General features: G+C 70.9%; 16 protein-coding genes and 1 pseudogene. 6 read left to right on the plus strand and 11 right to left on the minus strand.

Annotated features, from left to right (window positions below; translation table 11 throughout):
• The coding region (locus tag ACWEQG_RS29315) for a family 43 glycosylhydrolase (RefSeq protein WP_452289609.1) at nucleotides 1–2,270 on the minus strand (2,270 nt) is incomplete at its 3' end.
• A gap of 228 nt (nucleotides 2,271–2,498) precedes the next feature.
• Nucleotides 2,499–5,447 carry a family 43 glycosylhydrolase gene (locus ACWEQG_RS29320; protein ID WP_452289611.1) on the minus strand — a complete coding sequence of 983 codons (2,949 nt, stop codon included), beginning with the start codon at nucleotides 5,445–5,447 and terminating at the stop codon, nucleotides 2,499–2,501.
• A 620-nt stretch (nucleotides 5,448–6,067) separates the two neighbouring features.
• Between ACWEQG_RS29320 and ACWEQG_RS29325 the strand changes: the two genes are divergently transcribed.
• The gene (locus tag ACWEQG_RS29325; RefSeq protein WP_452289613.1) at nucleotides 6,068–6,874 is read left to right on the plus strand and encodes an SAM-dependent methyltransferase; all 807 of its coding nucleotides are present in this window, start codon (nucleotides 6,068–6,070) and stop codon (nucleotides 6,872–6,874) included.
• A 121-nt stretch (nucleotides 6,875–6,995) separates the two neighbouring features.
• Here ACWEQG_RS29325 and ACWEQG_RS29330 read toward each other — a convergent pair whose 3' ends face one another.
• Nucleotides 6,996–7,157, minus strand: coding sequence for a hypothetical protein (locus tag ACWEQG_RS29330; protein WP_452289615.1), 162 nt, complete (start codon nucleotides 7,155–7,157; stop codon nucleotides 6,996–6,998).
• Nucleotides 7,158–7,550: 393 nt separating this feature from the next.
• On the opposite strand from ACWEQG_RS29330, the gene ACWEQG_RS29335 reads away from it, so the two are divergent.
• A complete protein-coding gene (locus ACWEQG_RS29335; protein ID WP_452289617.1) occupies nucleotides 7,551–9,809 on the plus strand; it encodes a tetratricopeptide repeat protein in 2,259 nt (752 codons plus the stop codon).
• A gap of 156 nt (nucleotides 9,810–9,965) precedes the next feature.
• Entirely contained in the window at nucleotides 9,966–10,811 is an 846-nt protein-coding gene (locus ACWEQG_RS29340; protein WP_452289618.1) for a LysR family transcriptional regulator, read from the plus strand.
• A 127-nt stretch (nucleotides 10,812–10,938) separates the two neighbouring features.
• Here ACWEQG_RS29340 and ACWEQG_RS29345 read toward each other — a convergent pair whose 3' ends face one another.
• Nucleotides 10,939–11,709 carry an oxidoreductase gene (locus ACWEQG_RS29345; protein ID WP_452289620.1) on the minus strand — a complete coding sequence of 257 codons (771 nt, stop codon included), beginning with the start codon at nucleotides 11,707–11,709 and terminating at the stop codon, nucleotides 10,939–10,941.
• A 368-nt stretch (nucleotides 11,710–12,077) separates the two neighbouring features.
• On the opposite strand from ACWEQG_RS29345, the gene ACWEQG_RS29350 reads away from it, so the two are divergent.
• Entirely contained in the window at nucleotides 12,078–12,680 is a 603-nt protein-coding gene (locus ACWEQG_RS29350) for a DUF6461 domain-containing protein (protein WP_452289622.1), read from the plus strand.
• Between the two features lie 5 nt (nucleotides 12,681–12,685).
• Nucleotides 12,686–13,327 carry a response regulator transcription factor gene (locus ACWEQG_RS29355; RefSeq protein ID WP_169989169.1) on the plus strand — a complete coding sequence of 214 codons (642 nt, stop codon included), beginning with the start codon at nucleotides 12,686–12,688 and terminating at the stop codon, nucleotides 13,325–13,327.
• A gap of 98 nt (nucleotides 13,328–13,425) precedes the next feature.
• Here ACWEQG_RS29355 and ACWEQG_RS29360 read toward each other — a convergent pair whose 3' ends face one another.
• The 3 genes from ACWEQG_RS29360 to ACWEQG_RS29370 all read right to left on the minus strand — a co-directional run bounded on the left by ACWEQG_RS29360 (nucleotide 13,426) and on the right by ACWEQG_RS29370 (nucleotide 15,572).
• On the minus strand, nucleotides 13,426–14,028 hold the full coding sequence (locus ACWEQG_RS29360; RefSeq protein WP_452289623.1) for a hypothetical protein: 603 nt from the start codon (nucleotides 14,026–14,028) through the stop codon (nucleotides 13,426–13,428).
• Nucleotides 14,029–14,193: 165 nt separating this feature from the next.
• A complete protein-coding gene (locus ACWEQG_RS29365) occupies nucleotides 14,194–14,691 on the minus strand; it encodes a hypothetical protein (protein ID WP_452289625.1) in 498 nt (165 codons plus the stop codon).
• A 59-nt stretch (nucleotides 14,692–14,750) separates the two neighbouring features.
• The gene (locus ACWEQG_RS29370; RefSeq protein WP_452289627.1) at nucleotides 14,751–15,572 is read right to left on the minus strand and encodes an SDR family oxidoreductase; all 822 of its coding nucleotides are present in this window, start codon (nucleotides 15,570–15,572) and stop codon (nucleotides 14,751–14,753) included.
• A gap of 66 nt (nucleotides 15,573–15,638) precedes the next feature.
• On the opposite strand from ACWEQG_RS29370, the gene ACWEQG_RS29375 reads away from it, so the two are divergent.
• On the plus strand, nucleotides 15,639–16,019 hold the full coding sequence (locus tag ACWEQG_RS29375) for a winged helix-turn-helix transcriptional regulator (RefSeq protein WP_452289629.1): 381 nt from the start codon (nucleotides 15,639–15,641) through the stop codon (nucleotides 16,017–16,019).
• Nucleotides 16,020–16,064: 45 nt separating this feature from the next.
• On the opposite strand, the gene ACWEQG_RS29380 is transcribed toward ACWEQG_RS29375, so the two are convergent.
• The 4 genes and pseudogenes from ACWEQG_RS29380 to ACWEQG_RS29395 all read right to left on the minus strand — a co-directional run bounded on the left by ACWEQG_RS29380 (nucleotide 16,065) and on the right by ACWEQG_RS29395 (nucleotide 18,729).
• Nucleotides 16,065–16,382, minus strand: a complete 318-nt coding sequence (locus tag ACWEQG_RS29380; RefSeq protein WP_452289631.1) for a hypothetical protein — start codon at nucleotides 16,380–16,382, stop codon at nucleotides 16,065–16,067.
• A gap of 459 nt (nucleotides 16,383–16,841) precedes the next feature.
• Nucleotides 16,842–17,963: an FAD-dependent monooxygenase gene (locus tag ACWEQG_RS29385; protein WP_452289633.1), complete on the minus strand. Its 1,122-nt coding sequence runs from the start codon at nucleotides 17,961–17,963 to the stop codon at nucleotides 16,842–16,844.
• Between the two features lie 7 nt (nucleotides 17,964–17,970).
• A pseudogene (locus tag ACWEQG_RS29390) lies at nucleotides 17,971–18,195 on the minus strand (hypothetical protein); the annotation flags it as partial.
• 63 nt (nucleotides 18,196–18,258) lie between these two features.
• The gene (locus ACWEQG_RS29395; protein ID WP_452289635.1) at nucleotides 18,259–18,729 is read right to left on the minus strand and encodes a DUF6010 family protein; all 471 of its coding nucleotides are present in this window, start codon (nucleotides 18,727–18,729) and stop codon (nucleotides 18,259–18,261) included.
• Nucleotides 18,730–18,863 lie beyond the last annotated feature (134 nt).

The raw sequence follows: 18,863 nt of genomic DNA on the forward strand, positions 1-18,863 counted from the left end.
TTGAAGGACTGGTAGGCCTGCTTGCCCGGAGCCACGTCCGCCACGGTCTTCTTGCCGAACGGGGTGTTCAGCTCGATCGTGGCCGGCGCGTCGCCATCGTTGACCGCCGTCACGGCGAGGTACACCGAGCTGCCGATGCAGCGCGGCGCGGCCGTGACGGTCAGCTTGACCTTCTGCTCCTGCGCGGTGGCGAAGGACCAGGAGTCGACCTCGAAGAGATCCGCGCCGCTGGGCCCGGCGTAGGTGAAGTACACGTCGTGCACACCCTTGACGCCGTCGAGCGCGGCGGTCAGCTTCGTCCACTCGCCGAGCGGCGCGTCGACGGGGATGGTCGCGACCACGGGCGAGTTACGGCCGTCGAGGCGAATCTCGATCTTGCCGCCGGCGGCGAGCGGGCGCACCTTCGCGGTGACGCCGACGGCGCCGCCCTCGCCGAAGTCGACCTTCGCGAGCGAGGTCCAGTCGCCGTTGTCGATGTCGTGCACCACGAGGTTCGGAGCCTGCGCGCCGAACTCCTCGGAGGCGCCGTCGACCTTCTTCGTCGCGATGCCCTGCTGCCAGGCGATCGTCTCGGCCTCGATCACGCGGTACGGGTCGAGGTTGCGGATCTGGTCGACGCCCTTGTAGTCGCCCCTCACCTCCTTGATCGTGCCGTCCGGGTTGAAGTCGAGCTTGGCGAGGTGCGGGCTGCGGAAGCCCTGGGTGGCGCCGCCCGTGATGCGGCTGTTGAGCGTCTGGGCGTGGTAGGTGAAGTAGTACTGGTCACCGAGCTTGAACACCGACTGGTGGTTGTTGCCGCCGGCGCCGAAGTAGGTGCCCGGGTTGCGGAAGATGATCCCCTTGTACGTCTCGGGCGTCCAGGGGCCCATCGGGTTGTCGGCCATGAGGTAGGCGATCGCCCCGGTGGGCGGGCCGTTGGGGTCGACCGGGCCGCCGAACCCGAAGTTCGACGAGTACGAGTAGTAGTACTTGCCCTCGCGCTTGAACACGTGGCCGGCCTCGAAGACGAGCGGCGCGTCGATGACCTCCGCCGAGCCCTTCGTGCTGATCATGTCGTCGCCGAGCCTGATCACACGCGTGGACTTCGGGTGGTTGGTGTTCTCGGCGCTGCGCGACCCGTCGTCGCCACCGCCACCGAAGTACAGGTAGGCCTGGCCGTCGTCGTCGATGAACACGCCCGGGTCGAACAGCCAGTTGATGCCGTTGGACGCACCCGGCGTCGCGCTCGTGATGAGCAGGTTGCCGCGCTCGTCGCGCCAGGGGCCGATCGGCGAGTCGCCGACGATGACGCCCGAGCCGCCGCCGTTGTTGGCGAAGTAGAGGAAGAACTTCTCCTTGCCGTCGACGACCTTGCTCTCCATGGCGGGGGCCCACGAGTTGTTCGCGTAGCGGGCGATCCCGTTCGGGCCCGCGACGGGGATCTCGCCGTGGTCCACCCAGTTCACGAGGTCGTCGGACGAGATGACCGTGATCGTGTTGATGCTGGCATAGGTGTTGGTGGAGGAGACACCGGTGGGACCCGGCTTGTACTCCTGGGTGTCGTTGGTCATGTAGATGTACACGCGGCCGTCGTGGACGAAGGCGTTGCCGTCCGCGCCGAACTTGTGCGAGATGAGCGGGTTGCCCTCGCCGGGGTTCTTGCCGAGCGCTTCGATGGTCGTCGACGGCACGAACTCGGAGACGGACACGTCGTCGACCTTGAAGTCCATCAGGTGGGTGTTCGGGTCGCTCGCCGGGTTCGACGTCCAGGGCGTCTCGATGAAGAGCCTGGCGGTCGCGACGCTCTGGCTAGCGGGGATCGTGAACGTGCCCTGGATGAGTCCCCACTGCCCGCGCGCCACCGTCACCGTGCCGACGTTCGTGTACGTCGAGCCGCCGTAGTGCATGGTGGCGAAGAACTGCTTGGTCGCCGGGCTGTTGGCGTTCTCGTACTTGACCCGCGCCGTGATCGCGTATGTCTTGCCCGCCTGCACCTTGCCGGACAGGTCCTGCATCGGACCGGATCCGGTCGTCTTGCGCTGGGTGACGAGCACGGCGCTCGATCCGGCGTACGCGTCCGTCGTGGGCGACAGCGTCGCACCGTCGGTCGTGTTCCCGTTGTTGACGAACCAGCTGGTGAGGCCGTCCTCGAATCCGCCGTTCACGATGATGTTCGGGCCGGCGGCCTGGACCGGTCCCGCCGTCGCGGCGACCGCCGCGGCCAGCAGGGCGCCGGCCACGGCCGCGGCGGCGACCCGTCGCCGGGCCGCCTTTCTAACGCGCTTGAACACGAAATATCCTCCTTGATTCCGGATTTCCGGGACAGGCGCACGGCCCTGGGGCCGGCTCTCCTCGGATGGGATGGACAGCCGGCCTGGCGATCCGCGCGACGTGTCGGAGGGCCGGCCGGCAGGCCGGCCCCGTTCTGCTGAGTCGTCTCTGATGCTCCTGGGCGGTGTCCACGTGGTGGGGACCGTGGTCACCGCCCGTGTGCGGTCAGCGACCGCGGTGTAGGCCGCTCAGCGGCAGCCGGCCGCGGGGTAGGCGGCGTCGTAGGTCGAGGTGGCCTGCTTGCCGCCGATCGTCGCGGTGCCGGTCACGGTGACTTCGCCGGCGTCGATCTGGGCGGTCCGGGTGTTGAAGGACTGGTAGGCCTGCTTGCCCGGAGCCACGTCCGCCACGGTCTTCTTGCCGAACGGGGTGTTCAGCTCGATCGTGGCCGGCACGTCACCGTTGTTGACGGCGGTGACCGCCAGGTAGGCCGAGGCGCCGATGCAGCGGGTGGTGGCGGTGACGGTCAGCTGGACCTGAGGCGCGGCGGACTTGAGCGTGCCGAGCCTGGCCAGCTGGTAGCTGAGCGCGCGCTCCGGCGCGTCGATCTGGTTCTGGCTGCCGAACTGCCCGGCCCGCGCCGCCTTGGCGCCGGCGAGCGCGTCCCGCATCGCCGTCCAGGCCTCGGCCGGGTAGTCGCGCTCGTCGAGCGCTTCCGCGTACGCGATGGCCGCGTCGAGCGCGCTCGTGTCGAGCGGCTTGTTCTGCGCGGTCAGCGTGTCGCTGAGCGAGTAGTAGTCGAAGTCGACGTGCCCGCCCTTCTCCTTCGTCGCGTAGTCGAACAGGCCGACGCGGTGCCCCATGAAGTGCGAGAGGCTGCCGTCCAGCGTCTGCGGGCCGACGCGGTCGCCCAGCTTGGTCCACTGCAGCCCGTCCAGGCTGTAGTAGAACGTGGTCCACAGCTGACCGGCCGGCGAGCTGAAGTCGAGGTCCGCCTTCACGTACACCTGGGTCGCGTCTCCCAGCGACACCGTCGTGCCCGGCACGAAGTTCTCGACCGCCGCCTGGTCGATGTCGACCGCGAACGGCTGTCCCCGGTTGACGACGCCGAGCGTGTTCTGCCCGTCGACGCGCTTGACCGCGACGTAGGAGAACCCGCGGTTGTAGGCGGCGAGGCCGGCGACGTCGCCGTTCTTCATGCCGGAGATGTCCATCCTGGTCTCGACGGACTGCCGCGGCCCGAACGTACGCTGCGACAGCGTGTTCCGCGCCTCCTCGAACCAGGTCAGCTCGTCCCGGCCGGAGAGCTTGCCGTAGACGTACTTGCCGGTGACCACCTTGCCGGTCGTCAGCCGCAGCCATCCCTCCCGGTCCGTGAGCGACCAGTAGCGGTTGTCGGGGGCGTGGTTCCACTCCCACACCGGGTCGAGGCGAGACCCGTTGGGGGCGATCTCCTCCTCGGCCGGGCTCTCGGTCGTCACCGGCTGCCCGACGACCGAGACGTCGTCGATCAGGTACTCCACGCTCGACGACGCCGGCTGCGGATTGGCCCACGGCGTCTCCACCGCGAACTTGAAGTTGTCGACGTTCGCCGTCGCCGGGATCGTGTACTGGCCCGTGACCGTCGTCCACTGCCCGGCGGGGACGTTCCCCGACGCCATCGTCTGGACGCCCGCACCCCAGTCGGCCACCAGGTTGAACCGGATGCTGCTCGGGCCGGAGGTGTACTTGATCTTCGCCGACACGGTGTAGGTCACACCGCGCTGCACCTTCCCGTTCAGGTTCTGGTTCGGCCCGGATCCGTTGAGGGTGCGGTTGCTCACCTTCAGCGCCGCCGAGCCCGCGGCCGGGCCGCTCGTGTCGCGGCTGATCGTCGCACCGTACTGCGTGCCCCACGGCGAGACATCGGCGGACTCAAACCCGGGGTTCTGCAGCAGCTCGACGCCGATGAGCGAGTCGTCGTACTTGGGCGGCTGCGGAATCGTCCACTGCTCGTCCATGTACGGCCTGTGCGGGGCGTCGTTGGCGAAGTCGTCGGAGGCGACGATGCTCTTCTGCTGCTCGAACGTCTCCTCCGCCGGGCTCAGCGTGATCGGCTTGGCGAACGCGCCGCCCACGGGCACGACCCCGTTGGTGCCGAAGGTCGGCCAGCCGTCCTGCCAGGTGGCGGGGATGAGCGCCGGAGTGCGTCCGATCGGGAAGTTGTCGCGGAAGAACATGCCGTACCAGTCGGTGGCGCCGCCCTCGCGCGAGATCGGCACGAGGCTGCCCTGGGCGAACCCGTTGGAGTTGAGCACCCCGCGCGCCTCGTAGGTGTTCGTGCCGTCCGCCGAGGTGTAGCGCCCGAGCAGGTCCTTGGACCGGAACATGACGACCTGGCGTCCCTGTCCGGACGGCCAGGTGATGATGACCACGTAGTAGTAGCCGTTGATGTGGAAGACCTGGGCGCCCTCGAACAGGCCGCCGATGAACGGCTTGCCGGCGTAGTCGCCCGCGGTGAAGATGTTCGGGAAGTCCCTGTCGATGCCCGACATATCGGACTTGAGGCGTACGGCGCTCGTGTTGCCCGAGCCGTAGAAGATGTACGCCGTGCCGTCGTCGTCGAAGAACAGCGAGGGGTCGTGCAGGCCGCGGCCGAGCGGCGTGCGCTTCCACTTCCCGTTCTCGACGTCGTCGGTGCTGTAGAGGTAGGCGCCGCCGAGGTTGTTGGTGTTGAAGACGGCGTAGAACTTGCCGTCGTGGTAGCGGAGGGACGACGCCCACTGGCCCTGGCCGTAGGAGTTCTGCCCGTTGCGCAGCGAGAACGCGTCTCCGATGTCCGCGCGGTCGAACACGTAGTTGACGATCTGCCAGTTGACGAGATCGTACGACTTCATGATCGGCGCGCCCGGGCTCAGGTGCATCGTCGTGCTGATCATGTAGTAGACGTCCCGGTGCTCCTTGTTCTCGGCGGCCGGGACGCGCTCCACGCTGATGTCGGGAACGTCGGCGTTGGTGATCGGCACGGTGTAGGTGCCGTCGCCCTTGTCCGTCGAGGTGTACGACGGCTTCGGCGACCACGCCGTGGCGGCGCTCGCCACACCGCCGGCGGGAACGAGGGCGGCGCTGAGCAGCACGCCGACGGTCGCGAGCGGGACTGTCCTCGACCGCCGGGGGATCGCCGGAGCGATCGCCGCATATCGGCGCTTTCTGGGCACGAAGACTCCTCTGATGGGCGTTGTCAGGCATTGCCTGACGGATGCGGGCGTGGATTACGAGGGAGCGGTCGGCGATGGCGAGTGGGCGGACTGCCGGTCCGCGGAGGACTGTCCCGCAAATGGCCGGCGTGATGGTCCTGGCGGAGGAGAAGCCGGAGCGCGTGGGTGCGGGAAGCCGATTCCTATCGGTGGCGCTGCGTGACGCTCATCTCCGCGGCGCGGACAACGCGGCCTTGAGGCGGGTGTTCATGAGGGAGGCGCGGTTCGTGCGAATGGGCCGGTGCGGAACGTTCCCGTCGAGGGGCGGAGGGTGGGCTGCGCACAGGGGGGCCGCTGTCATGAGTGGGGGGCTCCTCATGGTGTTAGCGCTAACATTTTTTGTGGGACTGCATCGGTGTTGTGTCGTGACCGTAGGCGGGACGATCCGCACTGTCAAGACTGTGAGATGTGCGCAGAGATCGGTAATGTTCTGTCCGTAAATCCGAAAAGTGCTGTGTGGCACGTCGGCGGGGCGAGAGCCCGTTCATGCCGGTTTGTGGTGTTCGATGACAATCTGGTGACATGCCCTCCCGATCGTGATCAAGGCCGTACCATCCTTGATGTACGACGAGGGGAGCGTTGTGGACGAGCGTAAGGCGCCGGCAGGGGTCGACCCCTTCACGCCCAGCGTCGCCCGGATGTACGACTACTACCTGGGCGGCAAGGACAACTTCGCGGCGGATCGCGAGGCCGCCGAGAAGATCATCGAGATCCTGCCCAACCTTCCCGACATCGCCCGGGAGAACCGCGAGTTCCTGATCCGGTCCGTCACCTATCTGGCGCGGCAGGGCATCCGGCAGTTCCTCGACGTCGGCGCGGGGCTGCCGACGCAGCGCAACGTCCACCAGGTCGCCCAGGAACTGGCCCCGGATTCCAAGGTCGTCTACGTCGACAACGACCCCATCGTCCTCGTCCACGCGCGCGCCATCCTCGCCGAGAACGAGCGCGTGCTCGCCGTCGAGGCGGACATGCGCGATCCCCACGCGCTGCTGCGGCATCCGGAGATCCGCGAGCACATCGACTTCTCCCAGCCGCTCGCCGTCCTCCTGCTCGGCGTCCTGCACTTCGTGCCGGACGACGACGAGGCCATGAAGATCGTCACAGCGCTCCGGGACCCGCTCGTGCCGGGCGGCTACCTGGTCGTGTCGCACGGCTCACTCGGCGAGCTGAGCGAGGACCAGGAGGAGGAGGGCCGCAAGGTCTTCAGCCGGACCTCCGCCCCCGGTACCACCTCCCGGTCGTACGACCAGGTCCTCACGTTCTTCGACGGCCTCGACCTGGTCGAGCCCGGCGTGGTGCCGCTGCACGAGTGGCGGCCCGACACCGACCACCCCTACGTACGGGAGGGCAAGGCCGGCGCGCTCGGCGGCGTGGCCCTCGTCCGCTGACGCCCGCGCGAGCGCCGGGCCGCGTCACCGACTCCCGGCATGTCCGTGCACACACGGCGGGTGTCACACCCGGCGTGCGTGCGGTGGGCGACAGGCCTGGGGCTGCCGGGGCTGCCGGCGCTCAGCCGCGGTGGCGGAGGACGGGAACGACGTCGTCGTACGCCGTGTCGTCACCCGAGCGCCAGGCCTTGGTCGCCGCCGCCAGGCGGGCCCTGTCGGCGGTGCCGATGCCGCGCAGGAGCCCGCGGTACCCCCTCCGGTCCCGCAGAGGCCGCAGCAGCAACACCGGACGCCGGTCCAGCGGAACTCCCAGAAACAGCGCGTACGAGAAGTGGCGAGATCCTCCGCGAGGGTGGCGGGCAGGTCACAGCCGGGCTCCGCCCCGTGGTCGTGGCAGGCCTGACGGGCCAGGACGCCGTGCCAGAGCCGGATGGTGTACGGCTTGGTCTTGTCGGTGCGGGACATGTGGTGCAACGCCTCCGTGTGCCGGTCGGCGCGCCGTACCCGGGAACGGGCACGGCTGACGCCGTTGAACGGTGGCATTCGCGCGGATCTTGAGGGATGTCCGTACGAGACGGCACTTCCCAAAGCTCATCGAACCCCGGCGAAACCCGGCACCCGGCCCCTAACATGATCGGACGAATTTGGACGTTACGGGGCGGGGAAAGGCGCTGGCATGGGATGGGGCCGGGGGTTGCGGTGGCGCTCGAAGAAGGAGGCGTCGGAGGGGCTGGCCGAGCGGCATCGCAGGGCGGCCGAGCTGCAGGAGGAGGGGCGGCTGGAGGAGGCCGAGGCCGAGTTCCTGGCGGTGCTCGACGAGCGGCGGCGGGTGCTGGGTGAGGAGCACGAGGACACGCTGGAGAGTCGTAACGCCCTCGGGCTGCTGTGGTGGGAGATGGACCGGCCGGCGGAGGCCGAGGCGGAACATCGGGCGGTGCTGGGGATTCGCCGCCGGGTGCTGGGCGAGGAGCACGAGGACACGCTCATCAGCCGGAACAACCTCGCGCTGGCGCTGCGCGATCTGGGACGGCTCGCCGAGGCCGAGGCCGAGCACCGGGCCGAGCTGGCGATCTGCCTGCGGGTGCTGGGCGAGGAGCACGAGGACACGCTCACCAGCCGGGAGAACCTCGCGGCCGTGCTGCAACGGCTGGGGCGCTGGGACGAGGCCGAGGCCGAGTACCGGACCGTGCTGGACGTCCACCGCCGCGACCTCGGCGAGGAGGACGCGGACACGCTGGCGTACTGGCACGGCTTCGCGGTCAAGCTGCAGGAGGTGGGCCGGCTCGCCGAGGCCGAGGCCGAGTTGCGGGCGGTGGTGGAGATCCGCCGCAGGGTGTGGGGCGGCAAGGACGAGGACACCCTCGCCGCCCGCTACGACCTCGCCGAGGTGTTACGCGATCAGAAGCGGTACGCCGAAGCCGAGACCGAGCACCGGAAGGTGCTGCGGAAGCGTCGCGAGGTGCTCGGCGAGGAGCACGAGGACACGCTGGTGAGCCGGCACGCGCTGGCCGGGGTGCTGGGCGACCAGGGCCGGTTCGCCGAGGCCGAGGCCGAGCACCGGGCGGAGCTGGCGATCTGCCGCCGGGTGCTGGGCGAGGAGCACGAGGACACGCTCATCAGCCGGGACGGCCTGGCGGACGTGCTGGAGAAGATGGGGCGGTTCCGGGAGGCGGAGGCCGAGCACCGCGCCGTGCTGGAGATCCGCCGCCGGGTGCTGGGCGAGGACCACGAGGACACACTGAGCAGCCGGGACGGCCTGGCGGACATGCTGCGGGAGGCGGGGCGGTTCGCCGAGGCCGAGATCGAGCACCGCGCCGTGGCGCGAGCCCGCGGCCGGGTGCTGGGCGAGGAACATCCGGACACGTTGAGCAGCCGCAGCGGGGTGGCGCTGGCGTTGGAGGGGCTGGGGCGGTTCGCGGAGGCCGAGGCCGAGCATCGCGTGGTGCTCGGCATCCTGCGCGGGACGCTGGGCGAGGAGCATCCGGAGACGCTGACGGTTCGCGGCAACCTGGCCGGCGCGCTGTGCGACCTTGGGCGGCTGGACGAGGCGGAGGCGGAGAGCCGGGCCGTACTCGAGGTGCGGCGCAGGACGCTCGGCGAGGAGCATCCCGACACGTTGACCAGCCGGAACAACCTGAGCGGCGTGCTGTGGGACCTTGGCCGGTGGGAGGAGGCCGAAGCGGGGTTCCGGGCGGTGGTTGAGGTGCTGCGCCGGACGCTGGGTGACGAGCATCCGGAGACGCTGAACGTCAGGGGCAACCTGGCGCTCGCCTGGTGGGGGCTCGACAGGTTCGTGGAGGCCGAGGCCGAGCAGCGGGCGGTGGTGGAGGCACGGTGCCGGGTGCTCGGAGAGGAGCATCCGGACACGCTCACCAGCCGGCACAACCTGGCGCTCGCCCTGCGGAGCCTCGGGCGGTTGCGGGACGCGGCGACCGAGTACTACGCGGTCACGGATGCCAAGCACCGCCTGCTCGGCGAGGAGCATCCTGCGACGTTGACCAGCCGGCACACCCTCGCTCTCGTCCTGCGCGACCTCGGGTGGTGGGAGCAGGCCGAGACCGAGCACCGGGCCGCGCTGGAGGGGCGGCGCCGGGTTCTTGGTGATGGGCACTGGCTCACGTTGCTGAACCGGCGCAACCGGGTGCTCGTCCTGCGCGATCTACAGCGGTGGGACGAGGCCGAGTCAGAGACGCGGGAGGTGCTCCGGCTCCGCCGCGAGACGGTGGGCGAGGACCACGCGGACACGATTTCGGCGCACCGGGACCTGGCGGACCTGCTGGAGGACATGGGGCGGTGGGACGAGGCCGAGGTGGAGCATCGGGCGGTACTGGAGGCCGAGCGGCGCGTGCTGGGCGAGGAGCACCCGTCCACGCAGGCCCGCCGCCGTCATCTGGGCCTGCTGCGGCGTAGCGATGAGGCTTCCGAATGGGAGTGACAGCGGGACGGGCCCGGTGCTCCCATGGATGTCAGGCGGCGGTCTCCTTCGGCTCCACAGCGGGGGGCGGCGGGGTGCGCGGGGGACCGCGGGGCCGTATGCCAGCCGCGAAATTACAACGAGGAGACCAGGTGCCCCGCAGAAGGGATTGAGCCGATGAGCCTTCGTCAGTTCGAGTACGCCCTGGCCGTCGCCGAGCAGGGCTCGGTGACGGCGGCGGCGGAGCTGCTGCACGTCGCGCAGCCGTCGGTGTCCCAGCAGATCCGCAGCCTGGAGCGGGAACTCGGCGTGCAGCTGTTCGCCCGCACGCCGACCGGTCTGGTGCCCACCGTGGCCGGCCGGGCGTTCCTGCGTGAGGCGGAGGTCGCGGTGCGCGCGTCGCGGCGGGCGAAGGCGATGGCGCGGGCTCACACCGACGAGCTGACGGGCGCGCTGGGGGCGCTGCGGCGCCGCTTCCCACGGCTGGAGGTCACGGTCTTCGAGGAGCCGAGCGCGGCCGAGCTGGACCGGCTGTGCCGCCGGGGCATGCTGGACCTCGCCCTGATGGCGGCGTGCGAGCAGTCTCCCGAGGACGCCCACCACCTCGGGGACGAGGAGTTCGTCGTGGTGCTGGGCGCGGGGCACCCTCAGCTCGCCGGGGGCCGGGTCGATCTGCGCGAACTGGAGGGGGAGCCGTGGGTGAGGTTCGACCGCGACAGCGCGCTCGACGCTGTGCTGCTGCACGTGCTGCGGGGCAGCGGACTGGCCCCGACCACGGTCGCCCGCGTCTCCCAGACGGCGACGGCCGTGCGCTGGGCCGCCCACGGGCTGGGGGTGACGCTCGTCCCGGCCTCCGCGGTGCCCCAGGGGTACGAGCACCTCGTCCGCCCGGTGCTTCCTGCCGTGCCCCAGCCCGTCATCGCCGTGGTCCGGCCGAGCGCGGGCCCGGCGGAGACGGCCCTGCTCGAACTCCTGCGTGAGGAGACGTGGCACGATTCCGCGCTCTTCTCAGCCGTGGCCTGACGGCCGGGCAGGAAGCGGGCGCCGCCGAAACTGTCCCGGAACCGGCGTTCCGTGCTGATCTATGCCAGGACCCTTTTCGTTCTTTTGATCCATGGGTGGAGCCGCTGTTTTCGAAATGCCGTCGGCGTCAACCCCGGGGAAACTCGCCGCCGTCCACGACGAGACTGCTCCCGGTCAGGTAACTCGCCCGGCCGGACACGAGGAACAGCACCGCGTTGGCGATGTCGTCGGGCTGACCGTCGCGGCCCAGCGGCACGGCGGCGGAGCCGCCGTCCGGCGCCACCCCCAGGCGCGCCCACTGCTCCCGCGTCGCCTCGCCGCCGGGGGTGGCGACTCTGCCGGGAGTCACGGTGTTGACCCGGATGCCGAACGGGGCCAGCTCGGCGGCCAATCCCCGGCTGTAGTTCTCCAGCGCCGCCTTCGCCGCCGTGTAGTGCAGGAACGGCCCTATCGGGCGGGGAACCGCGGCCGAGGAGACGTGCACGATCACCCCGGAGCGCCGTTCCCGCATCCCCGGTGTCAGCAGCGAGTCCAGCCGCACCGACGCCAGGAAGTTCAGGTCCAGGGCGTCCTGCCACTCCTCGTCGGGGATGGCGGAGCTTCCCTTGTGCGGTCGCGCCCCGCCCGCGTTGTGGACCAGGATGTCCACCCCGCCGAGCGCCTCGTGGGCAGCCGCGGCGAGCGCCTCCGCTCCGGCCCGTGTCCGTACGTCGGCCTGCACGAAAACGGCGCCCTCCGGCACCGAACTCGTCGCCGTCCTGGCGGTCGTGAGCACCTCGGCGCCCGCGTCCAGGAGCTGGCGCACGACGGCCGCTCCGATTCCGCGAGAACCCCCCGTGACCAAGGCCCGCTTTCCCGCGAGTTCTCGCGTTTCCGATCCGTTCTCAATTGTGGTCATGCCACCGGTCCTATCGATCGCGTGTCGGTGCGCTCGGCAGAAAAGAATTCACGTGCGCGGAGCGCGAATTATTCGATGAATCGCGGTGAGCGCCTCGCCGAGCTGTTTCACGGTACGTCCAGGAAAGAACGGGAAGCAAAGACGAAATGGCAGCAGACGCCATAGGCGATGCCTATGGCCCCCCGCCCTACTGACAGAGGGGCTGACGGTGGCCGCCGGCACGCTCCTCCTCAGCCTCGCTGAGGGCGAGTTCTTCCACGAACAGCGGCTCCACAGCCGCGTACCCGGAACGTGCGACAAAGCGCCCCCGACAACCAGGGGGTGCCGGGGTGCGCCCTTTTGTCGGTGGCGGCGGGCAGCATGACGACATGATCACGCTGCCCCCCGACATCTCCTGGCTTCGCGGCGAATACAGCGAGGAGTGCTACGGCTTCATCTACGTCCGCGCCACGCCCGAACAGGTGGTCGCCCGTCTCGGCGGTCGATGGGAGGACTTCACGCCGGGCCCCTTCCCCGACGACCCGGACCGCTACCCGGGCCCTGGGGAGCCTCTGGGCGTCACCGCCATCGGCGATTGGACGTTCGTCTTCGACCCCGACTGGCTCGGCACCCGTGAAGACGTGATCATTGGACTCTCCGAGGGCACGCGCCTGGTCTCCCAAGCCGCACTCGGCATCGAGGACACGGACTACTTCCACTGGTGCGAGGACGGCGAGATCAGATTCCGCTACGGCGGCGATGACGGATGGCTGATGGAGACCCCGGACGAACTCGTGGACGCGATGGCGGAGATCGACAGGCTCTACCCGTCGGCGCCCCGGCTCTACGAAGGGCCGGCCTTCCTGCTGGTCGAGCACCTGACCGGGATCAGGCTGACGGAGCAACTGCTCACGGGCTCCACGTTCATGTGGGGCGTCGTCCCGCACAGTGTCCCGGCCCGATGCGCCCGCCGATCGGAGGGCTTAGCGTAGGGGGCATGATTCGGGTGTTCCTGGTGGACGACCATGAGGTCGTACGGCGTGGCGTGGCGGCGTTGCTGGACGCCGAGGACGACATCGAGGTGGTGGGCGAGGCGGGGACCGCCGAGTCGGCCGTGGCCCGCATTCCCGCGCTGAAGCCGGATGTGGCGGTGCTCGACGTGCGCCTGCCCGACGGCGACGGGGTGGACGTCTGCCGTGAGGTCCGCTCCAAGGTGCCCGGCCTGGCCTGCCTGATGCTGACCTCCTACGCCGACGACGAGGCGTTGTTCAACGCGGTCATGGCCGGAGCGGCCGGATACGTGCTCAAGCAGATCCACGGCTCGGACCTGGTCGGGGCGGTGCGCACGGTGGCCGGAGGGCAGTCGCTGCTGGACCCGCAGACCACCGCCGCCATGCTGCACCGGCTGCGCGACCAGGCCACGAAGAAGGACCCGCTGGCCGCGCTGTCGGACCAGGAGCGGCAGATCCTGGAGCTGATCGGGGAGGGCCTGACCAACCGCCAGATCGGCGAGCGGATGTTCCTGGCGGAGAAGACGGTCAAGAACTACGTGTCCAACCTGCTGAGCAAGCTCGACATGCAGCGCCGCACCCAGGCCGCCGCGCTCGCCGCTCGGCTCAAGGCCGGTCGCCAGGACTGACCGGCGAGCACCGCAGGCAGCACGCGGGCGGACGTCATCGCGGGCGTGCCGGTGCCCACCCCCAGGGGGCTGGGGGTGGGCGCCGGAGTTGGCGGGGGTTACTTGAGGATCGGGAGGCGGCGGACGAGGGTGGTGTCGGTCCAGGTCGTGCCGAGTCCGAGGGTGGTGCCGGCGCGGGTGAGGGTCAGTCCGATCAGGACGATGGCGTAGATGATGTGCTCGTCCATGAAGGGGTTGGTGGTCAGGGGGAGTTCGGCGGCCCACATCAGGAGCAGGAGCAGGGTGCCGGCTGCGGCGGCGATGCGCATGGCGATGCCGAGGATGAGGGCGGTGCCGATGCCGGCCAGGCCGGTCATGAACAGCCAGTCGACCCAGGGGTGTCCGGCGAGGGTGTTGAACAGGGTGCCGAAGGTGTTGTCGGCGGTGCCTTTGAGGAAGCCGGTGGTGGGGCTGCCGCCGTTGGTCCAGGCCTTGGCGGCGGGGGTGGCGAAGCCGAGGCCGAAGGTCTTGTCCAGGAAGGCCCACAGGAACACCCAGCCGATGGCGATGCGGGCGGCGGCCCAGGCGTAGCGGGCGGGCCCGGTGCCGGCGGCGGGGATCGTCTCGGTGTGCGCGCGGGGGGCGGGGACGGTGACCGCGGCGGCGGGAGCGGCGTCGTGGAGGCGGTGCTTCCTCTGGTTACGCCCTTCGGTGATGGCCATGACCGGCCCCTTTCGACGTCTTGCTGCTCTTTTCGACGCCTCAAGCGAACCGCGATCACCGGCCCCGCCGCAGGTGCCGTACGGCACCCTCCGGCCGTCCAAAGTCCCTGTGGCCGAGGGACTTTCGTCGTACGTCCGGTCGACTGGCGCGTACCGGCGCCCCGGTCATCCCGGCGAGGGCGGGTCCAGCCGGAGCCGGCCGGCCTCCGTCCGCGCGTCGACCTTCCCCGTCACGCCGCGCACGGTGACGTCGCCGTGCTCGCTGCGGATCGTGACCGTGATGTCCCTCGGCACCACGAACGCGTAGTCGGTGTGGCTCCCGGCCGTGTCTCTGAGCGGGCCGCAGATCGAACCGGTCTCGTCACACACCAGCCCGACCGTCAGCGAGCCGTCGCCCCACGACTCCACGCGGGGCCCCGATCCCTGCGCGCGGCGGGTCACCCGCACCTCGGTCACGTCGGCGCCCACGACCTCGACGTCTCCGTGGTCGGTGCGAACGTCGAGGGTCCGGATGCCGTCGAAGGACGCGGGCGAGTCCAGCAGCATGTCAGTGGTCGACACGGCGAGTACCGCCAGCAGCGCGACGAGCAGCGGCACCGCCGTGGCCGCCAGCACGAGGATGCGGCCCGTCCGCCGATCGCCCGTCCACATGAGCGTGTCCATGGCGTATTCGTACGGGGTGCCGCCTGCTCGACGGTTGCAGCCCGCTTACCGGGTGGGCCTCACCGCCACGCCTGGCGCGCGGCCCACCGCTCCACCGTCGTCGTCCCCCGGTGGAGCCACCCCTCCGGGATCGGCGGTGGTGCGGCCGCTGCGGCCGGGGCGTAGAACCCGGCGATTCCTTCGGCCGCCTCCCGGCCCACGACCGGCGTGATGAGCCGGGCGTACTCGGCGGGCTCGACCCACAGGTAGCGCACCGGCCTTCCGGCGGCGGAGGCCACGGCGGCGGCGAGCCGGTCGCCGGTGACGTCCTCCGGGCCCGTCACGACGAGCCGCGCGGGCGGCTCGTCGCCGGCCAGCGCCTCACCGACGGCCTCCGCCAGGTCGTCGAGCGCCGACCACGGCACGGGGGCCTCCGCCGGCAGCGGATAGACCAGCTCGCCGTGCTCGCGGACGCGCCGGGCCGACCAGGGCTGCACCAGGTTCTCCAGGTACGGCCCCGCGGGACCGATCACGGACGCGGCCTCCACCCGCGCGGGCAGATCCCGGGCGAACAGGACCCGGGCGTCGACGAACGGGACACCCACCGGGTCCGGCGGCAGGGGCATTCCCGGATTGAACACCACCCGCGACACGGCGGCCTCGCAGAGAGCGGCGAGCACCGATGCCGCATGTCGCAGGGCGATCTCGCCGAACACCTGCGGAAGTTGCACGACGACCGCGTCGGCGCCCTTGTACGCCGCGGCGAGGGAGGTGGCGTCGGCCAGATCGGCGGAGGCGGAGTTGAGCGGCCGGACCTGGTGCCCGAGCGCGCGCAGCCTCCGTACGACGGGAGAGCCCTGGGTCCCGGTCGCTCCGTGCACGGCAATGATCGTTCTCGTCATGCGGCCGACGCTAGAGCCATCGCTTCATCTTTTGAAGTAGGCACTTTTCCTGTAGTAACTACAGCTATGGAAACAACCCAGGCAGCCCGGCCGGTCACGCCCGAAGAATGCGTCGTCACCCGGACGCTGACGTTCGTCGGCAGCAGGTGGACGCCGCTGGTCATCTGGCACCTGCTCGACGGCACCAAGCGGTACGGCGAGCTTCGGCAGGCGCTGCCCGGGATCAGCCCGAAGACGCTGGCCGACCGCCTGCAGGCCCTGGAGGAGCGCGGACTCGTCACGCGCACGGTGCATCCGGAAAAGCCGCCGCGCGTGGAGTACGCCCTGACGTCCCGGGGCTTCGCACTCGGGAAGATCCTCGACGACGTGGCGCGGTGGGGCGAAGAGTGGGAGGACGCGGACGTCGCGACCGGAGCGGGCCCAACGACCGGTGGGGCCGGGTCCTGAGTCTCTACCCGCCCGTTCGGCCACAGCGGGCGGGCGCGGCGGACGTCAGCGACGTCCCTGGCCGGCGGCGGGCGCCGCGACATGGGCCACCACCGGCTCGCCGTGCACGGCGCGGTGGTACGCCTCGCGGGCGGCGGCGCGGATGAGTTCCGGGCCGGCGGACGCGGCAGGGCGGATGCTCACATAGATGTGCACCATGCCGTCGATGTCCGCCAGGCGTACGTCGTCCACCGTCTCGGTGAACGCCTCCTGCAGGGCCTCCCGCACGGTACGTCGTGCGACCGGGCCGGTGGCCTGTTCGCGGCTGTCCTCGCCGTCCTGCCGGCGGCGGATCGGACGGGGATCGGTGCTCAGGATCGTCATAACTCAACCGTGCCGCCGGTGGTCCGGCGCGGGGAGGGCCGAAGGTCCCCGGACCCGGCGCCGGACGTCGCTTCAGGTCCCGGCCGCGTTCCGTGCACGCGTCGGACGCCCGACCGGTCACACACTGGCCACTCCGTGCGCCGCGAACTGGGCGTGCACGCGTTCCAGCAGATCCTGGCCCGGAGGCGTGACGTCGGCCAGCGGGTAGGCCAGCCCGAGCCGGGCTGTACTTGCCGACGGCCATGCGGTGGAAGGGCAGGACGTCGACGCGCTCGACGTTGCCGAGCGACGCGACGAAGCGGGCCAGGCCCTCGACGTTCTCCTCGGCGTCGGTGTGTCGTGTAGTCGGCCTGGATGAAATCGCGCACAGATTCCTGAGCCGCCCGCCGCGCGGAAGTCATGGATCACGGAGACCGAAGTCACCCCGACGAGGTGGATCTGACGACTCGCCGGCGGTGATCACGGCGGTTCCGTCACCAGTGCGCTGATCCGGTCCATGAGACCGGGCATGTCGGCGTCCGGCGCCGGGTCGAGCTGCCATTCGGCGAGCCGCAGGGACGCCTCGACCACGGCCTTCACCCGATCGCGTCGGCGGTCTGTGAACGCGTCGAACACCGGCCGGTCGAGCCGGTCGGCGGCGAGCAGCAGCTCGGCCAGGACGGCGGCGTCCTCCAGGCACTGGGCCGCCCCCTGCGCGAGGGTGGGCGGGCAGGCGTGCACGGCGTCACCGATCAGGACGACGCGGCCGCGGTTCCACGGACGGTCCACCAGCAGCGACTCGAACCACGTGTAGTTGATGCGCTCGGGGTCGGTGATGTCCTTGCGGATCTCGTCCCACGCCCCGCCGTATCCCTCGGCGAGAGCGCGCATGTGCGCGACCTTGTCGCCGGCCGCCTCACGCGGGCGGGCCTTCTCGACGAGGTAGGCGTACATGGTGTCCGGGCCGGTCGGGCAGTAGCCCGCGGTGAAGCAGGGACCGCCGTAGACGAGGTCGGTGCGCTCGATCCCGGCGGGACGGCGGGTGTGGACGCGCCAGATGCCCAGGCCGGTAGGCCGCGGGGCGGCGTCGATCCCGATCAGACCGCGCACCGCCGAGCGGATGCCGTCGGCGCCCACGACCAGGTCGTACGTGCCGGTGGTGCCGTCGGACAGCCGCACGCCGACCCCGTCGCCGGTGTCGGCCAGCGCCTCCACGGTAACGCCGAACCTGGTCCGCGCCCCGGCCGCGCGTACGGCGTCGGTGAGGACGGCCGTGAGCCGGGGGCGGTCGATGCCGAGCGCGGCGGGCAGATCGGGCCCGCCGGTGCGGGGGCTGGGGATCTCCGCGAGCAGCGTGCCGTCCGGGGCGCGCAGCCCGACCGAGTCGAACGCGAATCCGGCGGCGGCGACGCGATCCCAGACGCCGAGATCGCGCAGCACCCGCAGCGCGTTGCCCTGCAGGGAGATGCCCGAGCCGAGCGCGGTGACCGCGGGCCGGATCTCCGCGATGTCCACGGCGACCCCGGCGCGGGCGAGCAGGATCGCCAGGGCCGATCCGGCGGTGCCGCCGCCGACGATGAGGACGTTGCCTACTGCTGGCATGGAACCCTCACTTGATGGCGAGTGGGTTGACGGGGGAGCCGGCCGTGCCCGTCACCGGGAGCGGGGCGGCGAAGAACTCGTACACGCCGTCGCGCGGCAGCCGGCCCCGGCGCATGCCGGTTCCGGCGAACCCGCCGGCCGGCACCGGGCCGCCCGGCGGCAGCTCGACGGTCTGCGAGGCGTACGACACCAGCCGTGCCACGATGAAGATCATATCCCTGGTGGTTTCGTCCTGCCGCTGATCCTCACCACCGGGACCGGCCCTCTCGTCGTTCGACGCCGCCCCGGCGGACCGTCACAACCCGGCGGCCAGCAGTGCGGCCGCGATCATCAGGTCCGACACCAGGCACGCCTCGGAGTACCAGCGGGGAACCACCCGGCCCATGCGGTGATGGGTGACGTCCCACGCCGCGTGGGCGAGCCAACCGGCGGCCAGCACGTAGCGGGCCGTGTCCGGGCCGGCGGCGACCGCGGCCACCGCGACCGCGCCGAAGCCGAGCACGGCGGCGGTCTGCAGGCTCAGCAGCCGCCGGGAGGCGAGCTCGCCGCGGGCGGTTCCCCAGGTGAGGTAGATGACCGCGGCGAGCAGGACCGACCAGGCGCTGACAGAGGTCCGCGCCTCGTCGGGCAGCGGCGCCAGCAGTGACAGGCTGACGACGGTGCCGGCAGCGGCGACCCCCGTCCGCCAGTGGCGGGCGAGCACGCCGGTCAGGCCGGTACGCCGGCGGGTGGCGTCGGTGGTGACGGTGACGGTGCTGCTGGTCATCGGGGCTCCCCTTGTGGTCCGGGCTGTGACGCGACGGAGGCCGGAAGCGCGGCGCCGCGCCGGGGAACGCCCACGCGGCCGGCGCCACGGCTTCGCCGGCCGTCGGCGTCACGCTCCCGTCCGCCGCTGCCCGC

The organism is Microbispora sp. NPDC004025 (assembly GCF_053604425.1).

Coding starts and splice junctions, on each gene's coding strand:
- ACWEQG_RS29335 (WP_452289617.1), top strand. CDS start 7,551: ATGGGATGGGGCCGGGGGTTGCGGTGGCGCTCGAAGAAGGAGGCGTCG.
- ACWEQG_RS29395 (WP_452289635.1), bottom strand. CDS start 18,729: ATGACCAGCAGCACCGTCACCGTCACCACCGACGCCACCCGCCGGCGT.
- ACWEQG_RS29370 (WP_452289627.1), bottom strand. CDS start 15,572: ATGACGAGAACGATCATTGCCGTGCACGGAGCGACCGGGACCCAGGGC.
- ACWEQG_RS29385 (WP_452289633.1), bottom strand. CDS start 17,963: ATGCCAGCAGTAGGCAACGTCCTCATCGTCGGCGGCGGCACCGCCGGA.
- ACWEQG_RS29355 (WP_169989169.1), top strand. CDS start 12,686: ATGATTCGGGTGTTCCTGGTGGACGACCATGAGGTCGTACGGCGTGGC.
- ACWEQG_RS29360 (WP_452289623.1), bottom strand. CDS start 14,028: ATGGCCATCACCGAAGGGCGTAACCAGAGGAAGCACCGCCTCCACGAC.
- ACWEQG_RS29365 (WP_452289625.1), bottom strand. CDS start 14,691: ATGGACACGCTCATGTGGACGGGCGATCGGCGGACGGGCCGCATCCTC.
- ACWEQG_RS29345 (WP_452289620.1), bottom strand. CDS start 11,709: ATGACCACAATTGAGAACGGATCGGAAACGCGAGAACTCGCGGGAAAG.
- ACWEQG_RS29340 (WP_452289618.1), top strand. CDS start 9,966: ATGAGCCTTCGTCAGTTCGAGTACGCCCTGGCCGTCGCCGAGCAGGGC.
- ACWEQG_RS29350 (WP_452289622.1), top strand. CDS start 12,078: ATGATCACGCTGCCCCCCGACATCTCCTGGCTTCGCGGCGAATACAGC.
- ACWEQG_RS29375 (WP_452289629.1), top strand. CDS start 15,639: ATGGAAACAACCCAGGCAGCCCGGCCGGTCACGCCCGAAGAATGCGTC.
- ACWEQG_RS29380 (WP_452289631.1), bottom strand. CDS start 16,382: ATGACGATCCTGAGCACCGATCCCCGTCCGATCCGCCGCCGGCAGGAC.